We start from the raw sequence: 26,488 nt of genomic DNA, 5'->3' as shown, positions 1-26,488 counted from the left end.
ATCCAGGGCCTTGGCCATGACGCGAGCCTTGGAAAACAACGTGTTTGTGGCCATGGCCTGCCGAACAGGAACAGAAAAAAATTTATGGGGCTTTGGGCATTCTGTCATTGTAGGGCCACAGGGTAAAATCTTGACTGAAGCCGATAGAAAAGAAAGAATAATTACAGCTCCCATTGATTTAGAGATGATTCACACTTGGCGTAAGTATGCCACTTATATGCGTGATCGACGCACCGACTTGTATGCACGTTTACTTGATTTCTAAAGCTTAATATTTCCCTGATCAGGTAATGGTAAAACTCAATACTCCACATTGTGCCGAAAAAGAAGGAGAAACTTCATATTAACATTAAATGTGAACCCGCTGGGTTCCGCAACGGGCCCTGATTTTCAGGGAGTTATTAAGAAACTAAAACTTGAGGAAGACCTGTCTGTAATATGGTACTCATGTCTATCCTCTCCTTTTACTATAGGTTGAAATTATCGAATATAATATACGTAAACCTTGAAGATATTTTAGAAAGTTGTAGGGTAGTTGTCTTGCTGAATTGCTGTTTTTCCTGCTAAAAAAATCATGCCTAAATCCGAAAAGAAAAAGAAAACCAACTTTTCTCTTCATCAAAATTCATAGTATTGATAGGCACTAACAACCATGTTGTCCTATTTTACGAGTTGTCCGTTTTTTCTTGATAATGAAAATTTTCAGATAGTATGGGTAGTTATTGAGGAGGAGTTATATGCTATCTAATTTGACTTTTTATCAATTCAAATTCTGAATTATGAAGTTGGGTTTCATAAATTCTTGCTTCTGGATATTGCTTTTCAATCAGTTTTAATAATTCAAACTTAAGCTTCTGGTCCATTTTATATCCAAAGATTATTTCTTCTATTACATTAGACTGAAGACTCACAACCTTTCGCGAGAAGCCATTCTTTAATACCCTGTATTCATCTTCATATTCCCAGATATCAGACTTACTAAATGTTTGTTTAATAAAATTTTCATTATTGTCATCGAAAAGAGAGAATTGTGGAAAATTAGTATCATACATAATAGGACCAAAGGTGGCAGATCCGACTGTATCGTATAGTAACTCACTGTTGATACCAATACAAAACCCTGAATGAGAGCTGGCATAATGAGACCACATTAAAAAATTATTGCTTTTGGAGGTAAGACTCAGTATTCCCCACTCATTTGAAAATTTTTTGAAGAAGTGCTCATTTACCTTTTTGTTATGTTCAGGGTCATGAATTAAACCTCTTTGATGTGCTTGATAAGCAAAATTGTGAAGCTCGGTTTCATCCATATTTGGATGCATTATTTTTCCAAGGCTGATATACTTTAAAAAAAGATTCTCTTCTGTTAATTCATCTGGATTATATTTAAAAGGAATAGAGCAGTCAAATGGATCGTTAAACTGATCAGCGGATGCAAAATATATCTCACCATCAGTTAGAAGTCTTTTTTGATATTTATCAGACCAGTCACGGTACTTGTATAATACTTTAGGTAATATTTCATTAAATTCCATGCGGGTAATATCTACTTTATAGGATTACTCTAGCTTTGGATATATTTTTTTTAATATTATTCACCTCCTAATATCCCCTCTTTTCTAGCTTTTTCAATAAGGTAATTTGTGAAGGCTGAGCATGATATGAGCATATACCTGGCATCTTCCATAAAAATTTCCTTCTCTTCCATCATAGCATGCCGGATGCCTTCTTTTGAATTGGTGTAAGCATAAATCTTAGTAAAACCTTCTTTTAACTGTGGGTTAATGTGCATATGATCCTCCAACTTTTTTAGCGCCTGACCCAAGGTATTTTCTTTCGGATTAATTAACCGAACCACTGCCTCTACCATGCTAATGCTTTCTTTGATTGAATTACGATAATCCGGATTATCCTTATCGGATAGCATATGTAAAGCAACCTCAAAATGGCTTTTGACATTATTTAACTCAAGGTCAAGTGTACTTTGCTGCATCCTTTTTAGCTCATTAACTTCCTCGGGATTGGTTATAGGAATGAATTGACCCTTATAAAACCTGTAGCCGGAATTGTTTCTCACTAAGATATTCTCTAATTCTTGGAAGAAACCATCATCGATTAAATCTTTAAATTTATACTGGGTACTCCAATATATTAAATCTTCAAAGAATTGATAAACACGGTACCAAGGTGTCTGTAAAGAGTGTATAGTATCCTTAACATTTTTTAAATAATCATATTCGTATCTAGGCATTTCGTCAAGCGCAATACCATAGTAATGTTCCCACATTCTTTCATGAATTGAAGTTAATAATTCATAAGCATTTCTATTTTCTGGTAAATACTTTTCTGGCGAGCTTAGCAGTTCCCAAGGTTTAAAAACATATTTGTAATAAAAATTGTATAGATCTCCTCTAAGTCTTTGGCTTAGATTGTCTACTAAAATTTTATTGTTTATTGGCTCAAACCCCATCCTTTGTCCGAAGGTGAGTTTTCTACCTTTGTTTTCCATAGTTCTACTTGTTATTAATATCCTCGTACACTCGCTTTACCAGGTGGCTAGCGGCGAGGTGACGAAATTGATTATCATTCATGAGTTTGCTGAATATTTCCTCATTGCCTTCCATACGATCTATGAAGAGGGTTTCCAGCATCTTATCAAAAACGTAACTGAAGTTTTCCAAAGTATTGGCTTTGGCTGCTTCCTGTAGCTTCTCATTGGCAGTGGCAGTTTCTACCACCTGGTCAAAGAAGAGTTCATCGGCTTTAGTAAAGTCAGTACCGAAGCGCTCATTGAGTTTGTCTACCAACATGGAAAGTATCACCCGCTCATCTTTGGCAGTACCACTACCTACTTCAGTAGGGCCTTGCAGAGGATCAGCTTCACCTTCTTCCAGTAAAATGGAACCTTCACTGATTTTCTCTAGTCTATAGTACTTCAATGCCACTTCACCATCCAGTTTATACTGCTCACCCTTACGCTTTGGCAGTTTGCTGAGCAAAAACCGTAAATAGGTGTACTGCTTTTCAAGGTCAGAATCCTGGTAGGGAATAATCTGGGATAAGAAAGCATACAAATTACGGAAGCTGGTAAGTTGCTTCTTGAACAAATCCTGGTCTTCGTCTTTCAGATCGTTAAAACGTTCTACTGCTTTGTCCAGGATAGCGTTCATACGCTTATGATCACCAGCGGTAGGGTCCTTTCTTTTACTATACCATACGTTGACGAACTCGTTAACCTCCTCAGCCGTGAATACTCTCCATTCTTCAATGCGATGCTGTAGTTCATAGAGTAGGTGAGGGTCAGTGGGTTCACTTATTCTCGTATCCTCATAATAAGGTTTGAATGCCTCAAAGATCTCTCCGGGGGAGTTGACAAAATCCAGCACGAAAGTGTCATCTTTTCCTGCTGCTGTACGGTTGAGGCGAGACAAGGTCTGAACAGCCTGTATACCGGAAAGACGTTTATCTACATACATCGTATGCAGTAGAGGCTGGTCAAAGCCGGTTTGATATTTCTCAGCTACCAACAGCACCTGAAATTCATCACTGGCAAAACGTTCGGGTAATTCAGACTCCTTTATACCATTGTTCATCCCTACTTCGGTATAGGTTTTGTCAGGTATTTCATCATCAGTAACGGTGCCTGAGAAAGCGACCAAGGTTTTTACATCATCGTACTGCTTTTCTCTAATGTATTTGTCAAATGCCAGTTTATATTTTACGGCATGTAGACGGGAAGCGGTTACTACCATTGCTTTGGCACGCCCACCAATCTTATGCTTGGTATGGGTGCGGAAATGCTCAACGATCACCTCTACCTTTTGAGCAATATTATGCGGATGAGTACTCATAAACCTGGCTAGTGCTTTGGCAGCTTTCTTTTTTGGCACCTCCGGATCATCTGCTATGGATTTGATCAAACCATAGTAGGTTTTGTAAGTGGTATAATTGGCCAGTACATCCTTGATGAAACCCTCCTGAATGGCCTGTTTCATGCTGTAAAGATGGAAGGGAGATTTACCATCTTCCCCGGCTTCGTTAAAGAATAACTTAGTCTTGAACTTGGGTGTAGCCGTAAAGGCAAAGAAGCTGATATTAGGCTGGCTAGGACGCTTAAGCATCTCTTCATACATCTGCTTTCGGGCATCTTCGCTCAGGTCTTCATCCTCATTGAGCAGCAACTGTTCTGCAATGGCCTTCTCTATCCCTTCTTTGTTCAAGACTTTGCGTAGTTCCATAGCGGTTTCTCCACTCTGAGAACTATGTGCTTCATCCACTATTACAGCAAATTTTCTTCCCGCAGTGTCAATGTCTACTTTTTCTCCTTTTTTCTCCAGGGTACTGAGGGCCTGGGTGATAAAAGGAAATTTCTGTATGGTAGAAATGACTACCGGTACTCCGCTTGAAAGTGCCTTGGCTAGCTGCTGGGTATTCTCATCAATCTTTTGGACTACGCCTTCTTTATGTTCAAACTGATAAATGGTATCCTGTAGCTGCTGGTCCAGCACTCTGCGGTCGGTGATAACGACTACGGTATCAAAGATTTTCTGATCATCCGCATCATGCAGGCCGGAGAGACGGTGGGCCAGCCAGGCAATAGAGTTGGACTTACCCGAACCTGCTGAATGCTGTACCAGATAATTATGGCCTGATCCTTTCTCTTTGGCATCTCCGATCAGTTTGCGAACCACATTCAACTGATGATAGCGGGGAAAAATCATGGTTTCCCTGGTGTGTCTTTTGATCCCCCGCTGGGTGGCGACTTCTGTTACTTTGGTTTCCAGATGAAGGAATTTTGCCAAAATGTCCATCAGGCTATCTTTTTGTAACACCTCCTCCCATAGGTAAGCAGTGCGGTAATTATCATGGGAAGGATCAGGAGGGTTACCTGCACCATGATTTTTACCTTTATTGAAGGGCAGGAAGTAGGTGCTTTTTTCAGCAAGCTTGGTAGTCATTTCTACAGTTTCTGTATCTACCGCAAAATGAACTAAAGCTCTTTCCTTGAAACGAAAGATAGGTTCACGGGGATCGCGATCAGTACGGTACTGATGCTTAGCATGCTCAACGGTCTGGCCGCTCATTGGATTTTTAAGCTCCACTGTGACTACTGGTAGACCGTTGACTGACAATACCACATCCAGGGAAAGGCGGGTGTTCTTCTCACTGAAGTGTAACTGACGGGTGATGGTAAGCTGGTTTTGATCATATGCTGACCATGCATCTGGATTAAGGCTGGTGTTGGGGGCGAAGTATGCCAGGCGATAGGTTTTACCAAAGCATTTGAAGCCGTGGCGCAGTACATGCAAGGCACCTTTGGATGCAAGTTCTTTACAAAGATCATCCAGCAGGATTTGCTCTGAGCGCTCTTTATTAATGGCATAAAGTTTTCCCCAGAGTTGCGGCTGGCTGCGCTGAATGAAATTGATAACTTCCTGTGGGAAAAGAGCTCGGCTGATATCGTAATCTTTGGGATTGCCTTGCTGAGCCCCCCCTTCTTTAGAAAGTAGATAATCTTCTATGGCATCTTCAAAGTATTTTTCCTGATGCTTGTTAATCATACGGCTACATTTTGGTGGGCAGGTTCTCTTACATCTATTTTACCGGTAACGGCATGGGTGATGAGAGATGAACGGTACTCTTGGAGTTTAGTAATAGAATCCTCTATGTCTTTCTCTAATATCTTAATATCAGAAATATCTTTTTGTAGATGGCTTACAATTGCTTCTTGTTCTTCTTTCGGTGGAAGTGATACAACAAATTCCTTTATCTTATCTAAATGTAGGTTAGTAACTGTGCTTGACTTAGAACCGAAGCTAATCTGATTCTCGGTAAGTTTACTTTGCAATGAATAACTAAGGAAATGAGGGTTGATTCTATCCAACTTTAATTTCAAAAGACAAAGACTAACAAAAATGCTAAAATCAAAATCCCAATCAATTACACGTGGCACACCTATAGTACCATTCTTAGAATAAAGCAGATCGTATTTTTCAGGTTTACATCTCCGAGTTAAGTCTTTATGCTCATCTTCAGAAATATAGTTTACATTATCTAAGTTTATTTGACCACCTTTCGCTTTAACAATATCAGTTACTCTTAAAAAAGGTATTCCATCATCTATGTAGTTTGGAGTTGCATGAGTTCCATCAATAATTTTTGTAGTAAGAAACTTTAAGCGAGTATCTACCCAATGAGCAGGGATTTCACCTAGCCAGGGGATGCCGGAGTCTTTCATAGGGGCATCTGGATTCAGCCCTTTGGTTACTGCCCGAGTGATGAGGGCAGTACGCTTCTCGGCCAGCAGTTTAAGCAGTTCTTCCTTCTTGGCAATCAGTGCATCTATCTTTTCCGTCTTCTCATCCAGAAAACGAGCAATTGCCCGCTGCTCAGGGAGAGGTGGAATGATAACTGGAAGGTTTTTAAGCAAATCTTGGCTTAATGAAACACGAGTTACCAGGTTCATTTCTCCCGAAAAGAATGCTCTGAGTAGTTTATTTCTAAAATAGAATTTAGAGAAGTTTTTATCTAATAAGTTTTTAAACTGACGAAAACGAATTAGAAAACCTGAAAAAGTCGCTTGTTCTATAGATTTCAAACAAGTAGAAGCAAATCCTATCTCTTCAATGGTCTCAGAAGTACGGGTAAAAAAAACATCGCCTTCTTGTACAGAATACCTAGCTTGCTCAACTTTGTTTGAATTTGCAAGTTCAGTAACTTCAAATGGAAGAGCCATATTCTTATAAGCATCTCCATAACTAACAAAAGGGTAACCTATACCAAAGTAGTCTCCACTGTTGCTGATACCATTCTGAAATGAACCTAAATATCTTATCTTTTTTATTTCCCAATGTTCAGGAATCTGCCCAAGCCAATCTATGCCGGAGTCTTTGTAGTAGGGGTAATGTTTCATCATTTGGCCTGGGTTAGGATGGTGAGTAGTTCTTCTTTAAGTGGCTCAAAGTCACGCTGAGTGATTTCAAAAAGAAAGTCTGCTAGGTTGAGCAGGTTATCTTCAGTTAATTCATAGTTCTGCGAGGCAAAGTAGGTATAGTCATCTTCCTCAGGTGGGGTTACTTCAAAATTAAGATAGCGGTAGCTGGCTTTAAGATTTGGTAGTTTCTTTAAAACCTTTTGGAAATAGCTACTTTCAGTATCATTAAAACTTAATGCAATGTAAATGGAGGGCGGGGTATGATCCTTTTCCTTAAATATTAAAGTATAGAAGAACTCATCATTCAAAGGGTCCTTACGGTCCAGTACTTCCCAATAATTGTAATATACTTCTTCGTAAGGTTCATTACTGAATTTGTATTCGTATCGCTGAGCAGCTTTCTCTATTTCTTCATTGACATGATGGAGAACATCTTTATGAAGCTTACTAAGATCATTAATCTTTTGGTGATACTGGTGGTAGAATCTTAACTTATCCTGCATTTTATGTGAGGGGTAATTAAGGTTAATGTTTTGGATATAATCTTTGACCAGCAAGAGGTACTTATCAGGTGCATTTAAATAATAAAAGCCAATCCTGTTCTGCAATTCTTGGATGAACTCACGATGGGTAATGCTGATAAATTTATGATGACCGGTGTTAAGTGGTTCTAAACCCAGTACTATTCCAAGAATATCGGCTTCCGGAAATTCCTTTTTAACCGAATCATAATAAGCATTCAGATCATTATTCAGGCTATGGTAGATTTTGTTCTCAATGATGAGAATGGATTCTTCTAGCTTATCTTTTAATAATATGTCTATTCTACCTTTCTTTTTTACCCCATACTCTCTTTGCGCAGTGCAGGTATGCATTTGAAAGCTTGCCCCTTTGTTGTTCAGCAGGTTGATCAGGCAAGAAATAAAGAGGTCTTTCAGTCCATGCTCTTCACCGGTGTCAAAGAAGAAAGCTAGAATATTACTGATTACATTTTCATAATGAGGCTGTTGAGCGATTTCCAAAAAGGTCTTTGGCTGCTTATCTTCCTCCACATAATCATATGTCAGTACCTCATGGTAGTTCTCATAAGTCAAATCAGTCATAGCTAATATCATTCTGCTTTTTCACTTTTACTGCCGTACACAATCTCTTTGAGGCTATGCTGCATTTCTTCTTCCAGTTTTAGCATTTCAGTTTCTATCTCTGTGAGGTCGCGAGGCGGCTCATAGACATAAAAGTGGCGGTTGATAGGAATTTCATATCCAACCTTGGTCTTGCTGTAATCAATCCAGGCATCGGGTACATGAGGCAGCACCTCTTGCTCCATATATGCTTCACAATGTGCTTTGACCAGACTTACCAAAGCAGTGTTATCAGCCTTGCTGTCGTAATCTAATGGTAAGGGTAGAGGAATGTCACCCGGTAAAGGTATAAGTTCGGTGTCACGTAAATCCGTATCAGGTTCAGCATTTCCTTTGCTGTCAGTACAAATCTTAGCCTCCGGGTCCCGTTCGGATAAAGCGGATAGTATTGCCTTTTTGATAGGAGATGAGATTTTAACACCAGCAGTTCGGAATGCTTTTGTAAGTAGTTTATCAAACACCTCTCGGTCTTGGTACAGTGTCTCATTCTTTATTCCCTGCAACACCTGCATGATATTTGCCTGATATTCTTCACCTGCTTTGATTTCTGCCGCTTTGGTGGCAGGGTCTTTTTTCTTACTTTCAGCAAGTTTTTTAAAGGCAGTTTCTTCTTCCAGTCGTCTGATCCTTTCCTGGCTAAGCTGGAAGTTTAGTCTCAGAGGTCGTTCTACAGTGACCTTGAGATAACCAAACTCGCGATTATCAAAGATTTTGCTGCATACTTTGTCTTTCTCCTCATTATCAACTTTTACTTTAGAAGTATCTTCATGCTTAAAATCTCCATATAGGCGGGTGATTTCGTTAATGTGGTCAGTGGAGAGTTCATTACGTTTATTGCCCAGGCTCTTGCGCATCTTCTGGTAGTGCCGGGTAGCATCTATTAATTGTACTTTACCTTTTCTCTCAGCAGGCTTGCGATTATTTACCAGCCAGATGTAGGTATAGATGCCGGTATTGTAAAACAACTGATCTGGTAGAGCCACTATACTATCCAGCCAGTCATTTTCTATGATCCAGCGACGGGTGTTACTCTCTCCAGAACCTGCATCTCCTGTGAAGAGCGGAGACCCATTGAACACTATAGCAATTTTTGAGCCTTCTCCACCATTCTCAGGTGAAGAATTCATCTTGGATATCATGTGTAATAAAAAAAGAAGGGCTCCATCATTGATGCGCGGTGTACCTGGCCCAAACCTTCCTTTAAATCCATGAGTTTCATGCTCCTTGACCACAATATTCTGTTGGTTTTTCCACTCAACACCAAAGGGAGGGTTGGCAAGCATGTAGTGAAACTTTTCAAAAGGATGACCGTCACCGGTGCGGCCATCACCGAGGGTGTCACCAAATACAATTCTTTCTACTGGTTCATCTTTGATAAGCAGATCAGAACAACATATGGCGTAAGACTCTGCATTGTATTCCTGACCGAAAAGAATCAGGTTAGCATCCTGGTTATGTTCACGAATATATTCTTCCGAAACAGATAGCATACCGCCGGTTCCACAGGTAGGATCATATATTTTACGAGCAATACCAGGTTGATAGACGTCCTCATCAGAAGTATAGATCAGGTGTGCCATCAGGCGAATCACTTCACGAGGGGTGAAGTGGTCTCCAGCTTCTTCGTTAGCCTGTTCGTTGAACTTCCTGACAAGTTCTTCAAAGACATACCCCATCTGTAGATTGGATACCCTGTCTGGATGCAGGTTTACATTAGGGTCTGTAAATCCTTTGACTACCAGGAAGAGACGGTTATTCTGTTCAAGAACTTCAATCTCCTTTTCAAAATCAAATTTTTCAAAAATCTCTCTTGCTTTGGGAGAAAACCCTTTTATATATGCTACCAGGTTAGATGATAGATTGTCAGGGTCCGCCAGCAGCTTTCTAAAAGTAAAAGGACTGGTATTGTAAAGTGGTTGTACTCGTTTACCGGTAGCCTTGTTACCCAGAATCTTATCTATTACCTCTTGAGAGTATCCCTGGGCAATTAATTTTTCATATTCTTTAAGAACTTCTTCTTTGGTGTCTTCCAATACCAAATCCATACGCCTCAGCACAATCATAGGAAGCATTACTCGGCGATATTGGGGAGGGCGGTAGGGGCCACGCAGCAGATCCGCTATTTTCCAGATAAACCCTACAAGTTCTGAATGGTTAGTTTGAGTCATAAATGCTTTTATACTTTATTGTTAGACTACAGTTTTAGAATTCTTTTAAAGCTTAATTTTTTCCTCTGCTGCATAGGTCCTTATAATCTTCAACTTCAACAAGAGTGAGAAATAAACTTTTTTAATTGTTCAGTATTAAATTCTTCAATGTGTCTATTTGGCTAAAGAGTTAAAGAAACGAAGGTTAACTTTACCACTTAGCGTAAGTACAATCACTCTCCATATTTCTTTATTTTGCTTCCAATATAATAAAGAAAATGTGTAAAAAAATCTAAGTAAAGTTAATTTGCACAACTCAGATTTACTTATTCCTCAATTTGTCTTTCTTTCATCCAATCCAAATACCCTTTAAGCTGGGATACCAGATAGTAAGGCAAGTTAAGGAGTTTATAGGTTTTACCATCCGGTGTATTAGCCATACTGATTCTGATTTTTCCTGCATAGAAGCGTACAGCTGTATTATGAGGAGCCATATCCATAAATAAATGTAAAGAGCGTAGCTTCCCTTCAGCCCCGGATTTTACCTCTACCGGAATGAGTTGCTGCTCATAGGGGTACAGGAAATCTACTTCTGCCTGTGAGGTTTTCTTCTCCCGTACCCAGAAGTGCAATCCACTTAATACATTACTTTGGCTGGCCAGTATTTCTTGTCCTACCAGGTGTTCTATCAAAGTACCCTGGTATATCTGGTCCAAGTCATCGGTTTTGATAATTTCTTTTTGAATGCCTAGAGAGAAATTCACAAGTCCGGAATCCAATACCTGTAGCCGGGGCGATTTACGATGATCGGGTAGCAGAGGTAATGTGGCATTGGTCTGAGGAAAAACCAGATGTATAAGCAGTGCTTTTTCTATGGTTCGCAGTGCTTCGCCCATCTCTCTGGAACCGTATTCAGATCGGCCAAAGCCCTGAAACTTAATGCGGTGTCCTGCCTCCTTAAAGACCGAGCGTATGGCATGTCGGATATACTGAATTTGTGAGGCGTTATTAGCATACTTTTCTACATCATCTAAATAAGTAGCTATCAATGATTCATAAATGGGCGCTAATGCTGTCAGGTCTCTGTACTGGGCATAATGCTGTATCACTTCCGGCATACCGCCCAATAGCGCATATGTATGAAATAGTCGTAGTAACTTTTCATGAGCAAAGTCATTTATCGGCACTTGCTGGAGTTGATCCAGAGCGGCTTCTTCTCCCGTTGCCTTCAAAAACTCAGGAAAGCTAACTGGTCTGATAACTCTGTACTCTACACGACCAACTGGAAAAGTTGCTTTCGGATTAAAAAGTATTTCTAATAATGAACCCGCTGCGATAACGGCTAACTCAGGCACCTGCTCATAAAAATAACGCAGAATGTTCATCGCCTCCGGCATTTCCTGAATTTCATCTATAAATAGGAGGGTCTGGTCCAGTTTGTCCAGCTTTTTACTCCTCAGGAAGAATAATCCTTGTAAAAGTGTATCTATATCCCGAAACCCCTGGAAAACCTCTTTATCTTCAGCAAGTTCAAGGTTAAAGTATAGGTACTGATCAAACTCTTTGGCAAAAGCATGTATAGCAGTTGTTTTTCCTACCTGGCGAGCTCCTCTTATCACCATAGGCTTACGAGTTTTACTATTTCGCCATTGAATTAAGTCTTGATGAATACTCCTTTGAAACATGTCATAAAGTTAGGGCATTTTTATACAAATTATGCTATAAAGTTAGGGTTAATTTTACATGTATATGAATTGAAGTTGGGGCAAATAGAAAAAAAGGGCTAAAGAAACCCCTCGTCCTTTCCAAGGTGGCAGCAAAGCTATAGTAGCTCTCTTTGCTTAAAATCAGATGATCTAAAATTGGAAGATCCAGAAATTGCTCTTCTTGCTTGAGTTTGCGCGTCAGGTCTATATCTGCTTTTGATGGAACGTGGTTCCCGGAAGGGTGATTGTGAGCAACCGAAACGGCCGAGCTGTTAACCTTGAGAGCGGCTGCAAAGATTACCTTAGGATCAGCCAAACAGCCGGCAACTCCACCCAGGGAGATATTGATGGCACGCCGTTGGCACGGTTGAGGAGCATCGCTTTAAATTCTTCAACATAGCCAATGCGAGACTTTTTCCATCGGGCACGGAAAATCTCATGAGCATCCTGTGAGCTGGTGACCTTAGGACGGTCTGTATCAGATATTTTGGAGAAGTAAGAGACTCGGATTTCGGCGATGCTCGATGGGAAGATGATCTGACGTTGCTTGTTGGGCTGATTGTTTTGTGTTAATGACTTCATGATAAAATGATTAAAAGTGACGGTCACCGCGTGAAACATTTAAGGCTGGTATGTTTTGTGCGTAGGCCTGTAGGTCCGGGTGTGGCCGGTTTCTGGTGTACACTAAAATGATTGTAAGAAGGGAGGGGTATACAATTGACCTTACCACATATACTGAAACCTTTAGTAAAGTCCTTTATTGAACATTTGTACTATTCTAATGTACACCTTTGTAATAATATGAAAATAGCGGTCTTAGTTGAATTAATAAGCTTCTCTGGCTTTATTGCATACTTTTCACAAAAAACCTATATAACTTTCCATGAAAGTAGCAAATAGCACTCATAAGTCACGTATAGTAGAAATACTTAGCAAAGCTTTTGCAGATAATAAAAGCACCAATTATGTAATCAAAAACGATAACAAACGGCTGGACAGGATTAAAGGGTTGGTTGATTATTCCTATAATATCTGTAACGCTTTTGGCGAGACCTGGATATCAGATGATCTCAATGCCTGTGCTCTGATCTTATTGCCTGAAAAAAAGAAAACTACTTTCAAATCAGTATTATGGGATGCTAAACTGGCCACTGGCTGTATTGGACTTAATAGGGTAGGAAAGGTGCTAAAAAGAGAAGCCTTAGTACATCAAAACCATCCGAAAGAGCCATACTACTATTTGTGGTATATAGGAGTAGATCCCAAACAGCAAAATCAGGGAATCGGAAGTGCATTTATGCAGGAAGTATTAGATAGGTGCGATCAAAAAGCACGACCTATTTATCTGGAGACTTCAACGCTGAGGAATTTGCCCTGGTACAAAAAGTATGACTTTGAGATATTCAATGAGCTAGATTTTTCCTTTCCACTCTACCAGCTGAGAAGAAATTAAGAAACAAGCTTACTTAACCTATAGCCTATGTATGTGCCTGGTACCGAAATGCACATGATTACTTTCTCAATTATAATGCTTGAGTTGGTAATCTTATTCTTTCAACTAATCTATTTTTTAGAAAGGCCAAGCGAAAAAAGCCGTCTGTGGTATCTTATCTTATTGTATTTATTGATACAGTACAATGTGATGGGTGGGTTGTTTCCGGCAGATAACATTCCCATACCCATTATTGCGCAAAATATTATGGCTTATACTTCTGCTATTATCATGTCCATGTATTTTGCCTTTTACTTTTATAAAGCTTTTAACCTGGAGCATTTCAGATGGTTTGCTATATACGGAACGTTTAACTTTGTGTTCCTGCCCTTTATTGCCACTTTTATAGTGCCATATCTGCTGACTGATAATTTGACACTAAGCAGAAAGCTATTTGTAGTGGTTCCTTTCATCTACTGCCTGGTATTCATTTTTAATATCACCAAGGCGGTAAGAAAAAAGTACAGAAACTCACCTGAGGGTGAGTATGGCAGTCTGTTTAAGGAAAGAATTATATCGGTCTACCTTGCATTAGCCTTCTGGATTTCCTTGCCCATCATTACCTATTTTAATGGTAGCCAGGTGTTAGAGGTATGCATGACCAATGCGGGGTTCCTGGTGATGACAATTACGTACATCCGTTCTTCTGTGTATAACGCTAAATTTGAACACCGTAGGCTCAAAATATCCGAACAGAAACTACAAAAATTGAACAAAGAACTTCAGAAGAAGGTGGAAGACAGAACGAAAAAGCTGGTGGATATCAATGAGCAAAAAACCAATACGCTTATCAATCTAACGCATGAAACCAAAACACCTCTTACACTGATCAATAACTATTTAGATGAGTACATTAATAAATACGGGATCAACGAAGAGTTGGCTGTAGTCAAGTTCAACACGGAAAAGCTGACTAAAGATATCACCAACCTCTTTGACCTGGAGCGTTTTGAAAAAGGAATAGAGATATATGATTACTCTGAAAGTGTTGACTTCAGTTTGAGCTTGAAGAATAGTCTGGTGTTATTCAAATCACTGGCACAACATAAAAATATCCGAATTCATGAAAATATAGAGGATAATATTTTGATTCAGGCTTCTTCAGAGGCAATAGGTAGAGTAGTTAATAATCTTATTGAAAATGCTATAAAGTATACTGAAAAGAAAGGGGAGATTAAAGTAAAACTATATGAGAAGAATGGTGATATTATTTTTTCCATTGCTGATAATGGTATAGGAATACCTTCCGATATGCAAAACAAAATATTTGAGCCATATTTCCAGATCAATAAGCAGAAAAAAAATGCACAGGGCTTGGGAATGGGGCTCTCAATTGTCAAAAAGATAATAGATGGTCTAGAGGGTTCTATCGCTGTTCAAAGTAAAACAGCCAATGAAAGTGATACTCCAGGATCAACGGTTACTATTATTTTACCTAGATCTCAAGCTAATGTAGCGGAAGCAACCAAAAGCATAAGTGATAGTGGAAATATACGGGTGCAGATGAGTAGTCCAATTCCCGAGGACAGTATTTATGACAGTGAACTACTTTCCATACTTGTTGTTGAGGATAATCTATCCATGCTTAATTACTTATCTGTCAAGCTCAAAAAGCATTATAATGTATACATTGCTAAAAGTGGTACAGAAGCTTTGCGAAAGCTGGATAACCTCAAGGATCTGGACCTAATAGTATCCGACGTAATGATGGACTCTATAGATGGATTTAAATTTTATCAGATTGTATCAGAAAGAAAAGAGTTTGGCCATGTACCCTTCATTTTTCTGACTGCAAGAACCGGTAAAAAGGATAAGCTGAAAGGTTTGTCATTAGGAGCAGTGGATTATCTGGAGAAACCATTCTCAATAAACGAATTGATATATAAAATTGATTCGGTCCTGAATAATCAAATAAAACAAAAAAATGCTATAGTCTCCCAGGTTTTTAAAGCTATTCAAAATCAGGGGGTTGTCGATCACAGTAGTTTAGAAAAAAATAGTTTTGAAGAAAATTGCCAAAAGTATAATCTCACGTTAAGAGAGGTTGAAATAGTGAAGCTAATTGCTCAGGGTCTAACTTACCATACCATTGCAGAGCAGCTTCATATATCGAGTGGAACTGTATCAAAGCATGTCCAAAATATTTTCAACAAAGTAGAAGTAAACAGTAAAATAGATCTGATGAATCGTATCAAAGTCGCTATCTGATAAATTCCATTTCAAACTAATCGTGAGTGCCTGTTGGCAAAAATACATAAATACAAGTACTATAATACCAGTAATTGCTGATTGAACTTATTAGTCAGTATAGACAAATTACCCTCTATGAAGTAAATACCAATTTTTATGAGGGTAATAATAGTGTATCAAAATCAATTTATAGGGAGTGTTAGTTTTGCAAACTGGGATAAGTTTGAAAGCTATATGCTGAAATGGATAACAAAACCGGTTCAGGTCTATATCAAATTTGACATTCTTAGCGTACAAATCAGATGGTACGAAGATGTAATGGCATTGATTCAGTGTGTTCAGCAAACGCAACACAGTAAGAATGTAGAATGCTGGAAGGTAAACGTTTGCCGTTTTGACCAATTGGAGGATATAGCTATTTCACAAGTAGCTTAATATCTAGCTCTAACTAACAAATGTTATTGTTAGGGTTATTGCTTTATGAGGTTTGTTTTTTTGAGTTGCAAAATGTACTTTAGCATTGCCGCGTGAAACGGATCAAGCTCTGCTGAGGAGCAACTTGCTAGGGATAGCGTCGGCCAGATATGCAGATTCGGCAGTTTATTTTCGCGCATATAGTTCCTATATCCGCACCGTTAGGCCGCAACATTTTTTCTTTTTTACAATTTCTAACACTTCCCCAAATTTAGTCCGTGCAATATAGGTTATATAATAAAGATTATGTTAAGTAAACAAATTGCTATTCTGTATATGCCTTTAAAACCTGTTGTTGTGTTACGTAATTGACCACCTATTATATTATATATAGGTATTTAAGAGAATATATAAAAGGGTGGTTAATTAGGTAACGCTTATATAGCTCTTCTTGCTTTAAATTGAATTTCGGGGCATTTATTGGTGGTTAATTAGGTAACGGTATAGTAGAGAGTGGTCAATTACGTAACGGGGTGTGGTCGATTAGGTAACGGTTGGTGGTTAGTTGGGTAACGGAGAGTGGTCAGTTAGGTAACAGGTGCAGTAATCGTGTTTTGCAAGTAGTTTTTACCTTGAACAGTGGCCGGTTAGGTAACGGTTTATATTTGAAAAGCTGTATCTAGGACACTTAAGGGGGAGCAAAATATCCGTTGAAAGTAGTATACCTCAAAGAATGCTAGAAAAGAACTAAGGGTGGTCAGTTAGGTAACACATTAATTTAAGCTAATACTTCTAACTGATCTAAAGACCGGAATACTGACCATACCTGATTATCATAAGCATCAATTGTCTTTCCATAGTGTTGAAGAAATGCGTTGCATATAGCAGAACGTTTGACATCAGAATCTTTATCTGGTTTTGCAAGCCATTGATAAAAAATGACTCTGTCTTCAATATCCTGTGCCTGGGCTTGGCTATGAAATTTACAAAATTCCTGATAGAGCAAACGCACAAGGATTCGCATAAAGAACAGATTATGCTGTTGTCGGTCCAGCATCTTGTCACTGTCTTGATACTCAAACCAGATCACTAATTTGTAATTGAAACGACCATTCTTCTCCCAGTCCCATTGTAACCCGAGTTCAGGGGCTTTTTTTTGAATTGTCCCTAGCTTTTGATTCACTTTCTTCTTCCGCTGCTTGGCTTCTTTGTCACCTATACCAGCTTGTTTGCAAATCAAATCAAACCCAGGAGTACCCAATTCTTTTTTGAGTTTCAAGGTTTCTCTTAGATTACAAAGATAAAGGTATAAGGGTTGAAGACGGTTCTCCCTTAATGCAGTAAAGGATTTTAGGTTAAGCGTTAAAAAATATCGTGACAGATTACTTAAAAATTCGCTACTAGCTTTAAACTTATAGTAGCGTTTCTGTGGATTCTTCTCATCAAAGTAAACATTCACAGAGGTAAGGATTAGCATGGTCTTAATTCCGTAGAAATTCTCACCAGATGCCGCTCTCCCTCCAAAGCTAAGTGATAAGGGTTGATGAGCCATTTTATATAGGGCATTATCCAACAAATCATCCCATATATATTCATTCGTGTCTTCTCTAATTTCCTTTATCTCCCCGGCGCTAAGATTTTCAAGCTGGGCGGGGCTGCTAACTTTTTTATAGAGACTTCTATGATCTTTATAGCCCATATGTTTGGCAAACTTCACCGGATCTAGCGTACCGTATCCCCACAAATCTTCCTGATAACTAAAAGCCAGGTATACTACTAGATTTCGGATTAGAGTGGCATCTTCCTTATATTTATTGAAATCATAAGTATTATGGGCAAGATTTTTATCAAAACGAGTGGTTAGTTCCTGTCTGCTCATAGTAAAAATTTTTTCAATATAAATTTATTATTTATAATTTAAGTTGTGGATAATGTTTTGTTAAAAGTAAAAGCAAATAGGAACAGAACGACCTTGAGCAAGAACCCCTGTGGGGTAACTGCATGGATTTTTCCGGGAAAGCGAGCAGTAACTTGGCTGAAGCAGGTTTCAATACGCTTTCTGTAATGCTTTTTTAAAAAACGCATAGCTGCGTTATCCTGCCTTTTTGAGTTAGATTTTCGCTCTACCAATAGGCGCACCTGATCGCATTCTTCATAAAGGTCTTCCAACTCATAATGCGTATAAGCACTGTCAGCATAAAGTTCACTACCTTGAGGTAAGTATAGGGACATAGCTTGTAAAGCTGTATTGTCGTGAATAGAACCAGCCGTGATCAAATAATCCACTGGTATACCATCGGCGGTGGTAACTACCTGTACCTTAAAACCATAGAAATACTGTCGTTTGGAGGCATTGTATCCCCGATAAGATTCATGTTTTAGTAGCTTGCACCTCCCAATACGAATGTTTTTACAAACAGCTACTGGGAACGAATCTATTAAGTAGCGACTTGCAGTGTTGAGTTGCTTGAGACTCTCCCCCAATGCTAAAAAGATCCTGATTAAAGTATTTGATAGGCGATGCAGATGGCGATTAAAGTTAGACTTGTCTATTTTGGCCATCCCATGATGTTGCTGCATGTATTGACAAGTAGTGTGCTGGTTGCCATAAAAGTACTGGGCTGAGAGCAGGGCAGTAGTTAATATCTCCGCATCACTTACTTTGCGACGAATGTCTATGTGGGGTTGGCTGATTTTTAAATAATCGTCCATAAAACAATATATTGCAATAGTATAGTCTGTCATGTAATTGTTAGGTAAAGTGTGGTAACTTCACTTTAACAATCTTTTGGCAGACTATGCTTCATTTAACCTTTTAATTCGCAACTTGAGTTATTTATAGGATACATCATATCGTTCAATAAGCCGCTTTACCTGCACATGTGTAAATGAGCAATTGCGGCGTGTTGTAAAGCCATGCTCATTCAGCTGACGAGCAATCTCTGTATAATTCAACTTTTGCTTATATAAAGAAATGGCAAAAGCACCTGCCCTTCTATTATTTGGGTGAAAATATGCATTCTTCACTCTAACGTTCTCCCCAATTATTCTTGCTTTTTCATTAAGGTTTTCAGGAGTTCCCAACTGTTTACCCCTTGCTATCAGAGCTTGTAAGGCAGCTTGAGTACGCTCACTAATCATCTGCCTTTCATGATCAGCAAGCACTGCCATAATACCCACTGTTAAGTTATTGGCATCCGGCATGTCGGCGGCCACAAATGGAACATGGGTATCACGTAGTGTAAAAATAAAACGTGCATTTCGGCTCAGTCTGTCCAACTTGGCAATCAATAGCTTGCCTTCAATCTGTTGTACATGCTGAATGGCTTTTTCCAGTTCAGGACGGTCATTCCGTTTACCTGACTCTACCTCTACATATTCTTTCACAATGCAATCCGTTTCTTTGAGGTAACGATGCACAGCTTTCTTCTGCCCTTCCAATCCTAGACCTGACCGCCCCTGTGCTTTTGTAGAAACTCTATAGTATGCGATAAAATTCATGTTGACAGCAAGCTAAAACCATTTTGAACATTTTACAAACGGACGTTTGTAAAATGTTCGGATATGAAATATTAAGCTTTTTGATGGAAAACTAACACCTGGCTTATCAGGTCCATCATATGATCAACACTTCGCACGAAGGTTTTGAAAAAGTAAAAATAATCAAACGAGAGTCTATTTACTATGACATATGACTGTACGGACAACTTTCATTATGTTATATGTGATTTGAATTAATCTGATCTTTTTGCTAAAGCAAAATTTATATTAGCAATTGTAAGTATCCTCGTTGACAATCTAATGCAGTTAACTTAATTATCTGAAAATTCAATGGTTTGCATTATTTTCTAATTAAACCTCATATTTATGAAGTATACATATTCTGTATAAGTTTTTATGTGTTACATTTAGTATTTTCATAATACTAACAACCTAATTCACTGAGTATGAAGCTATTTTTATCCCGGGGCCGGAAACCGGAAGATTTCACCTTGGTAAAATCTTTACGTTCAGGCTCTGAACGGTCTTACCGTTTATTATTTGACAAATACCATCAAAAGATTCTTAGGGTGAGCCTGTCTATGGGGTTGGTTAAAGAAGATGCGGAAGAAATAGTACAGGATGTGTTTTTGCTGGTCTGGGAGCAAAGACAAAAATTGGATGAAAATCTCTCTTTGAATGCCTTTCTACTCACACTCACTAAGCGTTTTGTCATCAAAAAAATTCGCCGGAGCATCATTTCTAATTCTCATCAGGGCAATCTGATCTGCCTAAAACCAGCTTATCATATAGAAACCGAGAATAAAATCATTTTTAACGACCTTGAAAACTATACACAGTGTTGTATCCAGGCACTTCCTCCTGTCCGTAAAGAAATCTTGCTGCTCAGAAAAGACGAAGGTTTGAGCAATGATGAAATAGCTCTGAAACTGGGGATATCCAAAAGAACTGTAGAAAACCACATATACAGAGCCATCAAATACATTAAACAACATTTGGAAAAAGAGTCTGTTATTTCATCAGTGGTTATCAGTATAGCCATAGCCTTTATGATTTATTAAAAATCATCTGTTTTTCTTTTTACCTGTTCTTCTTCTATTTTTTTCTTTTGCGAGTGAGTAAATGCCAGTGCTCAAGCTAATATATTATAAACAGGGTACTCGCGTATGGCAGAACTTCGCACTTTACTCATCAGGTATTTTCAGGGAAAATGCAATCCTGAAGAAATAGTCCTCTTAAAGAAGTGGATTCGTTCAGAAGAGGGTGAGCGTATACTGGAAGAATTCATTGATGCCCAATGGAAACTGCCTGATGATTATACCACGGTGGAAAGCAATCTGTTGTTTGAAAAAATTCAGCAAAACATCAGCAAAAAAACACCTGTTTGGAATGAGCGATTTGTTCCTTACTCGCATATTGGCAAATATGCCGCATCTTTACTCTTCTTCATCCTTTCAACCCTGTTTCTTTTTCATTATCTCAATAGGCAAGAACCCCAGGTTCGTGAGGTATCAATGTTCACTAAAGAAACACAAAAAGGTCAAAAAAGAACTTTGAATCTGACTGACGGAACACGCATTGTACTAAATGCTGAAAGCAAGCTTACTTTTCCTGAACATTTTTCCGATACACTCAGATTAGTTTGCCTCACTGGAGAAGCTTTTTTTGAGGTAGCAGAAGATAAAAATCGCCCTTTCATTGTCCATACTTCTAGTATAGACATTCAGGTTTTAGGCACATCTTTCAACCTACATGCTTATGAGGAGGACAGTTTCGCTCAGGTAGCATTGCTGCAAGGCAAAGTAAGCGTTCAATCTACTCAAAAGAAATATGGAGAGTTGGTTATGGAATTAACACCTGGTGAAATGGCATCTTATAACAAATCTGACCAAAGCTTTACCAAAAATGCTTTTGATATTAAGTCCACGAGTGGTTGGAAAGACGGTATTTTATATTTCAAGAATGCTGGCTATGATGAAATTATAAAAAGGCTGGAACACTGGTATGGGGTAAGGTTTACCCACGAAGGTAATGATAAGCCCTTGTGGATGTACAATGGCGAGTTCGAGAACAAAAGCCTGGAATATGTGCTGGAAAGTATAAGCTATGCCTGTAAATTCTCCTATACGCTTAAGGATACACAGGTGATAATTAATACCCTCTAAAACTATAATAATATGCAAAACACTTTTACCTAGAAAGAAGAGCCGGTTAAGTTTCTCAATACCGGCTCCAAACAAATGCTGAAGCAGAAATTGGTCCCTTCAGGCTTCAGCAAGCAAGTTTTATCAAACGCAATGTTTAACAAAAACTCAATTCAAATTATGAAAAGGAAAGCTATACTCCTAATTAAGATGTTATCAAAATTCACTTTATACGGCTTGATCACTCATTGTATTTTAAGCGGAGTGCTACTGGCCAATGATACTGAAGCTCAGCCTGAGTCTCGTACCAGCGCCAATGAGATCAAGGTGGATTTGCAACTGCATGAAGTAAGGCTGGAAACAGCTTTTCAACTGATAGAACAACAAACCAATTTGCGGTTTTTCTATGATAGAAACCAAATTGATATGGATGCCTTAGTGTCCTCAGAAAAGAAAATACAGTCGCTCGCCGAATTGCTGATTGACATTTCCAGGCAAACACAACTTAAATTTAAAAGAGTCAATCAGGATATCAATGTGAGTAAAATGGACAGGCGTACTGAAGAAAAAGAACGCTTCGTGTTGGTGGCCATCACGGTGAGTGGACAGGTAAATGATCTCGATGGTGAGGCCTTACCAGGTGTTAACGTATTAATTAAAGGTTCTAGTACCGGTACCGTAACAGATATTGATGGAATGTATTCACTCAGTGTGCCTAACGAAGATGATGTGCTTGTCTTTTCTTCTATAGGTTATACAACACAGGAGGTGCCCGTCAACGGAAGGTCGGTCATTGACATTAGGATGCAGGAAGATATACAAAGCTTAAGTGAAATTGTAGTGGTGGGTTACGGTGAACAGAAAAAAGTCAACCTAACCGGTTCAGTGGCCACTGTGGATGGCGAAAAGCTAACCCGCAGACCTGTTACCAATACAACTTCAATGTTGCAAGGCCAGGTTCCAGGTTTGAGGATTGTACAGAATTCTGGTGAACCTGGAAACGAGGGACTAAATATTAGAATCAGAGGCCAGGGAACGTTCAGTGGTGCCGGATCTAACCCTCTGGTATTAATAGATGGAGTGGAAGGAAACTTGGCTGACCTTGATCCTAACAATATTGAAAATGTATCGGTGCTCAAAGATGCCGCTTCTGCTTCCATTTACGGTTCAAGAGCAGCAAACGGGGTTATTCTGGTGACCACAAAAAAAGGCCAAGAAGGGCGCTTTAATGTGGAATACAATGGTAATTATGCTGTTCATACACCAACCAAATTATTCGATTTGATCACTAATTCTGCGGAGTATATGGAGCTTTGGAATGAAGCTAAACTCAATAGTGGCATAAGTAATGGTTTGTATACTCAGGAAGAGATAGACTTATACAGAAATGCTACGGATAGGACGCTTTATCCCAATGCCGACTGGCTGGATATTGTGTTTAACCCTGCGCCTACGCAAACCCATCACCTCAGCTTTAATGGTGGTAAGGAAGGAACTACCTATAACTTAGCACTAGGTATAGTGGATCAGCAAGGGGTGATGAAAGGCTTTGATTACAAACGCTATAATGCGCGTCTGAACATTACCTCTCGTATCAACGATAATGTGAAATTTGGTGCTAATCTGGCGCTGAAAAAGGGAGATAGAAAAGGGCCAAGGCAGGGCTCTACCGACCTCTTTCTGGCCACCATGTCGCAGGCTCCTACTTATCTACCTCAGTTACCTGATGGACGTTATACCTATAAAGCTTATGATTTTGAGTATAATAATAAAAATCCAGTAGCTATTGTAGAGAATGATGTATTGAGAAAAACAGTAGATTATACCATCAACGCACAGGGGTGGGCAGATATCAATTTTACCGAATCACTCAACTGGTATACCAAAGCCGCTATTGTAGGAAATTTTGATAAATGGAAAGACTGGAGACCCTCCGTGCCTCTTTATAATTACAGAACAGGAGAATTTGCTACTGACTTGGATGTAGGTGGTAGAGGATTGATCACACAGGATGAACAAAACATTTATACCAATATTTTTTCCTATCTGCAATATCAGAAACAGTTCGGTATTCATACACTGAATGCCCAGCTAGGTTATAGCCAGGAGTTCAACGAGTATCAGTATCTCTATGGATTCAGAAGAGATTTTACCGGAAATTTGCTAAGAGAATTGGATGCGGGAAGTCCTGCAGTACAAAACGCCAGCGGTACAACTAATGAATGGGCAATCCGCTCTTTCTTCGGAAGGTTGGGCTATAATTATGACGAGCGTTATCTTCTTGAATTTAACTTGCGTTATGATGGCAGCTCCCGTCTGTATAAAGATTCCCGCTGGGGGGCTTTCCCTTCCGTATCTGCTGGTTGGCGTGTCAGTGAAGAAGATTTTATCCAGAATGCTGGAATTAACTGGTTGAATGATCTCAAACTCAGGGCTTCATACGGAGAATTGGGTAACCAGAATATCGGATTATATCCTTACCAAAGCTTATTGTCCCTCACCGGTAACTATCCATTTGACAATGCCAACTTGTCTTCAGGAGCCGCTCAGGTAGCGCTTGCTAACCAAAACATTCAGTGGGAAACCACACAGATTACGGATTTTGGCTTAGATCTCACTGTCTTCAAAGGTTTGTCGTTGACTTTTGACTGGTACAAAAAACGGACTACTGATATTTTGAGAAGTTCTCAGGTGACCGGAGTTGTAGGACTAACACCTCCTACAGTGAACAATGGGACGATGGAAAATACTGGTATTGAGCTAAACCTCAATTACCGAAATAGTGTACAGGATGGTACATTTAGCGGACTTTCTTATGACGTCAATTTCTTTATTGACAGATTCAAAAATGAGCTCACCCAATTTGGAGAAAGAGAGATCAGTGGCAATGTAATTAAAGAAGAAGGTAGGCCCTGGGATACTTTTTACATGCTGGAATGGATCGGTATTTTCCAGGATGAGGCTGAAGTAGATTCGGCACCACCTCAATATAATGACAATACTGAACCTGGAGATTTAATATTTAAAGATCAGAATGGAGATGGTGTTGTGAACGATGATGACCGCATTCCTATAGACGGACAATATCCTAATTTTGAATATGCACTGAACTTCAATTCTTCCTGGAAAGGATTAGATTTTTCATTCTTTTTTCAGGGAGTTGAAGGCAGAAAAATTTATGTAAATAATTGGGGAACGATTCCTTTTGTGCAGGGCTCTCCTCCTACTACCGAATGGAGAAGTCGCTGGACGGAAGAAAATCCTTCTACTACCATGCCCAAAATTTACTGGGGCTTCAATGCTCCTGCCAAAATCAGAAGAACATCTAGTTACTTCCTCCAGGATGCATCCTACCTGAGGCTTAAAAATCTAACGATTGGGTATTCTCTACCTTCTACCATCACTGAAAGAATCAGCTTGCAGAAGCTAAGAGTTTATGTGTCAGGTGATAATTTATTCACCTTCACAAACTATCCTGGCCTGGACCCTGAAAGAGGTGGAAGTGGATCGTTCGTGAATTATCCACAAAATAAAATCTATTCTGTTGGGCTGAATGTACAATTCTAACTGTTCACATCATGAAAAAATTTATCATCTATATACTATTCGCAAGCACTACATTGTTCTTTAGTGCTTGCCAGGAAGATTTTCTGGATAGAAATCCCCAAGACCAGATTTCATCTACTAATTTTTGGCAAAGTAAAGCAGATTTTGACATGGCCCTTACCTCAATTTATGGGAGCCTACAAGGCGGTGGGGGAATTTACTCTTACGGTATGCCAAATTGGGATGCCCTAACAGATAATGGATACGGACAGCATAACTACTGGGGAAGTCAAGCTATTGTGCTGGGAAATATTTCTCCTTCTACAGGAGGATATATTACGGATGTATATAACAACAGCTATGATGGTATTGCCCGTACTAATATCTTCTTAGCACAGCTTACTACTTATGAAAGTTCTGATATTGATGCAAATACCAAAGTACAATATGAAGCGGAGGCCAAGTTCATCAGAGCATACTATTATTTTCAACTCTATTTTAGTTACGGTGCAGTTCCAATTGTTATCGAACCACTGACATTGGAAAACCAGATCCAACCTAAATCTACAGAAACAGAAGTCCTGGATCAAATTATCACAGACCTGGACTTTGCCATTGCCAATCTTCCGGATGAAACTTTTGCGCAAAATACCGGGCATGCCGTAGCATCATCTGCACGAGCCTTGAAGGCAAGAGTTTTAATGTATGCTTCCTATGATGAAAATGGGAATCCAGATCCTGAATTACTTACTCAAGCCAGAGATTTGACCCTGGAAGTCATGAGTGCAGGTTATGAGCTGAACCCGGTTTTTGAAAATGTATTCAGAGACGGTACCCAGGAAGGAAATGAAGAAATCATTTTTTCCATCAAATTCCTGGCTCCTGACAATGCAACTCCAATGGATCAGTGGTTTGGTGACTGGCTTGTAGTGAGTCCGCTGCAAAACCTGGTGGATGCCTATGAATATGAAGATGGCCTGCCCTATGGCGAATCTCCACTTACCAATCCTGATGATCCAATAGTAAACCGTGATCCCAGGTTAGAAAAAACCATTTTTGTGGATGAAGTCAATATCAATGGCAATGTCCATAATCCTTCAAATAACCTGCCTACAGGCTATGGTGTTAAGAAGTTTTTAAGTCCGGGCCTGATGCCCTACGGCTACTCTACCCAAAGCCAGCAGGATTGGGTGATGCTCAGGTATGCGGATGTTTTACTAATGTATGCTGAAGCACAAAACGAATTGAACGGGCCTGATGAGACTGTATATG

20 protein-coding genes are annotated in these 26,488 nt (G+C 39.2%); 8 read left to right on the top strand and 12 right to left on the bottom strand.

All coding sequences use genetic code 11. The features are described from left to right. Positions 1-16 precede the first annotated feature (16 nt). Positions 17-265 (top strand): carbon-nitrogen hydrolase family protein, encoded by a 249-nt coding sequence (locus OKW21_RS31780; RefSeq protein ID WP_277488021.1) that lies wholly within the window; start codon positions 17-19, stop codon positions 263-265. A 475-nt stretch (positions 266-740) separates the two neighbouring features. On the opposite strand, the gene OKW21_RS31775 is transcribed toward OKW21_RS31780, so the two are convergent. The 9 genes from OKW21_RS31775 to OKW21_RS31735 form a co-directional block, all read right to left on the bottom strand. After that, entirely contained in the window at positions 741-1,535 is a 795-nt protein-coding gene (locus tag OKW21_RS31775) for a DUF2971 domain-containing protein (protein WP_277488019.1), read from the bottom strand. Between the two features lie 56 nt (positions 1,536-1,591). Then, positions 1,592-2,509 carry an AbiJ-NTD4 domain-containing protein gene (locus tag OKW21_RS31770; protein WP_277488017.1) on the bottom strand — a complete coding sequence of 306 codons (918 nt, stop codon included), beginning with the start codon at positions 2,507-2,509 and terminating at the stop codon, positions 1,592-1,594. A gap of 4 nt (positions 2,510-2,513) precedes the next feature. Continuing rightward, positions 2,514-5,561, bottom strand: coding sequence for a type I restriction endonuclease subunit R (locus tag OKW21_RS31765; RefSeq protein WP_277488015.1), 3,048 nt, complete (start codon positions 5,559-5,561; stop codon positions 2,514-2,516). Then, entirely contained in the window at positions 5,558-6,916 is a 1,359-nt protein-coding gene (locus OKW21_RS31760) for a restriction endonuclease subunit S (RefSeq protein ID WP_277488013.1), read from the bottom strand. Before OKW21_RS31760 ends, OKW21_RS31765 begins: the two co-directional genes overlap by 4 nt. After that, positions 6,913-8,037: a PD-(D/E)XK nuclease family protein gene (locus OKW21_RS31755; RefSeq protein ID WP_277488011.1), complete on the bottom strand. Its 1,125-nt coding sequence runs from the start codon at positions 8,035-8,037 to the stop codon at positions 6,913-6,915. The genes OKW21_RS31760 and OKW21_RS31755 overlap by 4 nt, the downstream gene beginning before the upstream one ends. A gap of 8 nt (positions 8,038-8,045) precedes the next feature. Next, a complete protein-coding gene (locus tag OKW21_RS31750) occupies positions 8,046-10,244 on the bottom strand; it encodes a type I restriction-modification system subunit M (RefSeq protein ID WP_277488009.1) in 2,199 nt (732 codons plus the stop codon). Positions 10,245-10,549: 305 nt separating this feature from the next. Then, the gene (locus OKW21_RS31745) at positions 10,550-11,845 is read right to left on the bottom strand and encodes an ATP-binding protein (protein ID WP_277488008.1); all 1,296 of its coding nucleotides are present in this window, start codon (positions 11,843-11,845) and stop codon (positions 10,550-10,552) included. Positions 11,846-11,942: 97 nt separating this feature from the next. Continuing rightward, the gene (locus OKW21_RS31740) at positions 11,943-12,245 is read right to left on the bottom strand and encodes a JAB domain-containing protein (protein WP_277488006.1); all 303 of its coding nucleotides are present in this window, start codon (positions 12,243-12,245) and stop codon (positions 11,943-11,945) included. Then, positions 12,227-12,511 carry a hypothetical protein gene (locus OKW21_RS31735; RefSeq protein ID WP_277488004.1) on the bottom strand — a complete coding sequence of 95 codons (285 nt, stop codon included), beginning with the start codon at positions 12,509-12,511 and terminating at the stop codon, positions 12,227-12,229. Before OKW21_RS31735 ends, OKW21_RS31740 begins: the two co-directional genes overlap by 19 nt. Positions 12,512-12,812: 301 nt before the next feature. Here OKW21_RS31735 and OKW21_RS31730 point away from each other — a divergent pair, with 301 nt between their 5' ends. The 3 genes from OKW21_RS31730 (at position 12,813) to OKW21_RS31720 (ending at position 16,046) form a co-directional block, all read left to right on the top strand. After that, the gene (locus tag OKW21_RS31730) at positions 12,813-13,382 is read left to right on the top strand and encodes a GNAT family N-acetyltransferase (protein ID WP_277488002.1); all 570 of its coding nucleotides are present in this window, start codon (positions 12,813-12,815) and stop codon (positions 13,380-13,382) included. A 27-nt stretch (positions 13,383-13,409) separates the two neighbouring features. Next, positions 13,410-15,629, top strand: coding sequence for an ATP-binding response regulator (locus tag OKW21_RS31725; protein WP_277488000.1), 2,220 nt, complete (start codon positions 13,410-13,412; stop codon positions 15,627-15,629). A 138-nt stretch (positions 15,630-15,767) separates the two neighbouring features. Next, a complete protein-coding gene (locus OKW21_RS31720) occupies positions 15,768-16,046 on the top strand; it encodes a hypothetical protein (RefSeq protein ID WP_277487999.1) in 279 nt (92 codons plus the stop codon). A 757-nt stretch (positions 16,047-16,803) separates the two neighbouring features. On the opposite strand, the gene OKW21_RS31715 is transcribed toward OKW21_RS31720, so the two are convergent. The 3 genes from OKW21_RS31715 to OKW21_RS31705 all read right to left on the bottom strand — a co-directional run bounded on the left by OKW21_RS31715 (position 16,804) and on the right by OKW21_RS31705 (position 19,526). Next, on the bottom strand, positions 16,804-17,904 hold the full coding sequence (locus OKW21_RS31715) for a hypothetical protein (RefSeq protein WP_277487996.1): 1,101 nt from the start codon (positions 17,902-17,904) through the stop codon (positions 16,804-16,806). Positions 17,905-17,942: 38 nt separating this feature from the next. Further along, entirely contained in the window at positions 17,943-18,770 is an 828-nt protein-coding gene (locus OKW21_RS31710; RefSeq protein WP_277476897.1) for an IS982 family transposase, read from the bottom strand. An 87-nt stretch (positions 18,771-18,857) separates the two neighbouring features. Beyond that, the gene (locus OKW21_RS31705) at positions 18,858-19,526 is read right to left on the bottom strand and encodes a recombinase family protein (protein WP_277487994.1); all 669 of its coding nucleotides are present in this window, start codon (positions 19,524-19,526) and stop codon (positions 18,858-18,860) included. A gap of 446 nt (positions 19,527-19,972) precedes the next feature. Here OKW21_RS31705 and OKW21_RS31700 point away from each other — a divergent pair, with 446 nt between their 5' ends. The 4 genes from OKW21_RS31700 to OKW21_RS31685 form a co-directional block, all read left to right on the top strand. Further along, on the top strand, positions 19,973-20,587 hold the full coding sequence (locus OKW21_RS31700; RefSeq protein ID WP_277487993.1) for an RNA polymerase sigma factor: 615 nt from the start codon (positions 19,973-19,975) through the stop codon (positions 20,585-20,587). 105 nt (positions 20,588-20,692) lie between these two features. Continuing rightward, entirely contained in the window at positions 20,693-21,691 is a 999-nt protein-coding gene (locus OKW21_RS31695; RefSeq protein WP_277487991.1) for a FecR family protein, read from the top strand. A 189-nt stretch (positions 21,692-21,880) separates the two neighbouring features. Further along, positions 21,881-25,237 (top strand): SusC/RagA family TonB-linked outer membrane protein, encoded by a 3,357-nt coding sequence (locus tag OKW21_RS31690; protein ID WP_277487988.1) that lies wholly within the window; start codon positions 21,881-21,883, stop codon positions 25,235-25,237. A gap of 11 nt (positions 25,238-25,248) precedes the next feature. Further along, positions 25,249-26,488, top strand: a 1,240-nt coding sequence (locus OKW21_RS31685; RefSeq protein ID WP_277487986.1) for a RagB/SusD family nutrient uptake outer membrane protein, incomplete at its 3' end; no start/stop codon positions are given.

It is taken from the genome of Catalinimonas alkaloidigena (assembly GCF_029504655.1).
GTDB classification, from domain to species: domain Bacteria; phylum Bacteroidota; class Bacteroidia; order Cytophagales; family Cyclobacteriaceae; genus Catalinimonas; species Catalinimonas alkaloidigena.
Note: the sequence above shows the minus strand (reverse complement) of the source record. Positions and strands in the feature narration are given on the sequence as shown.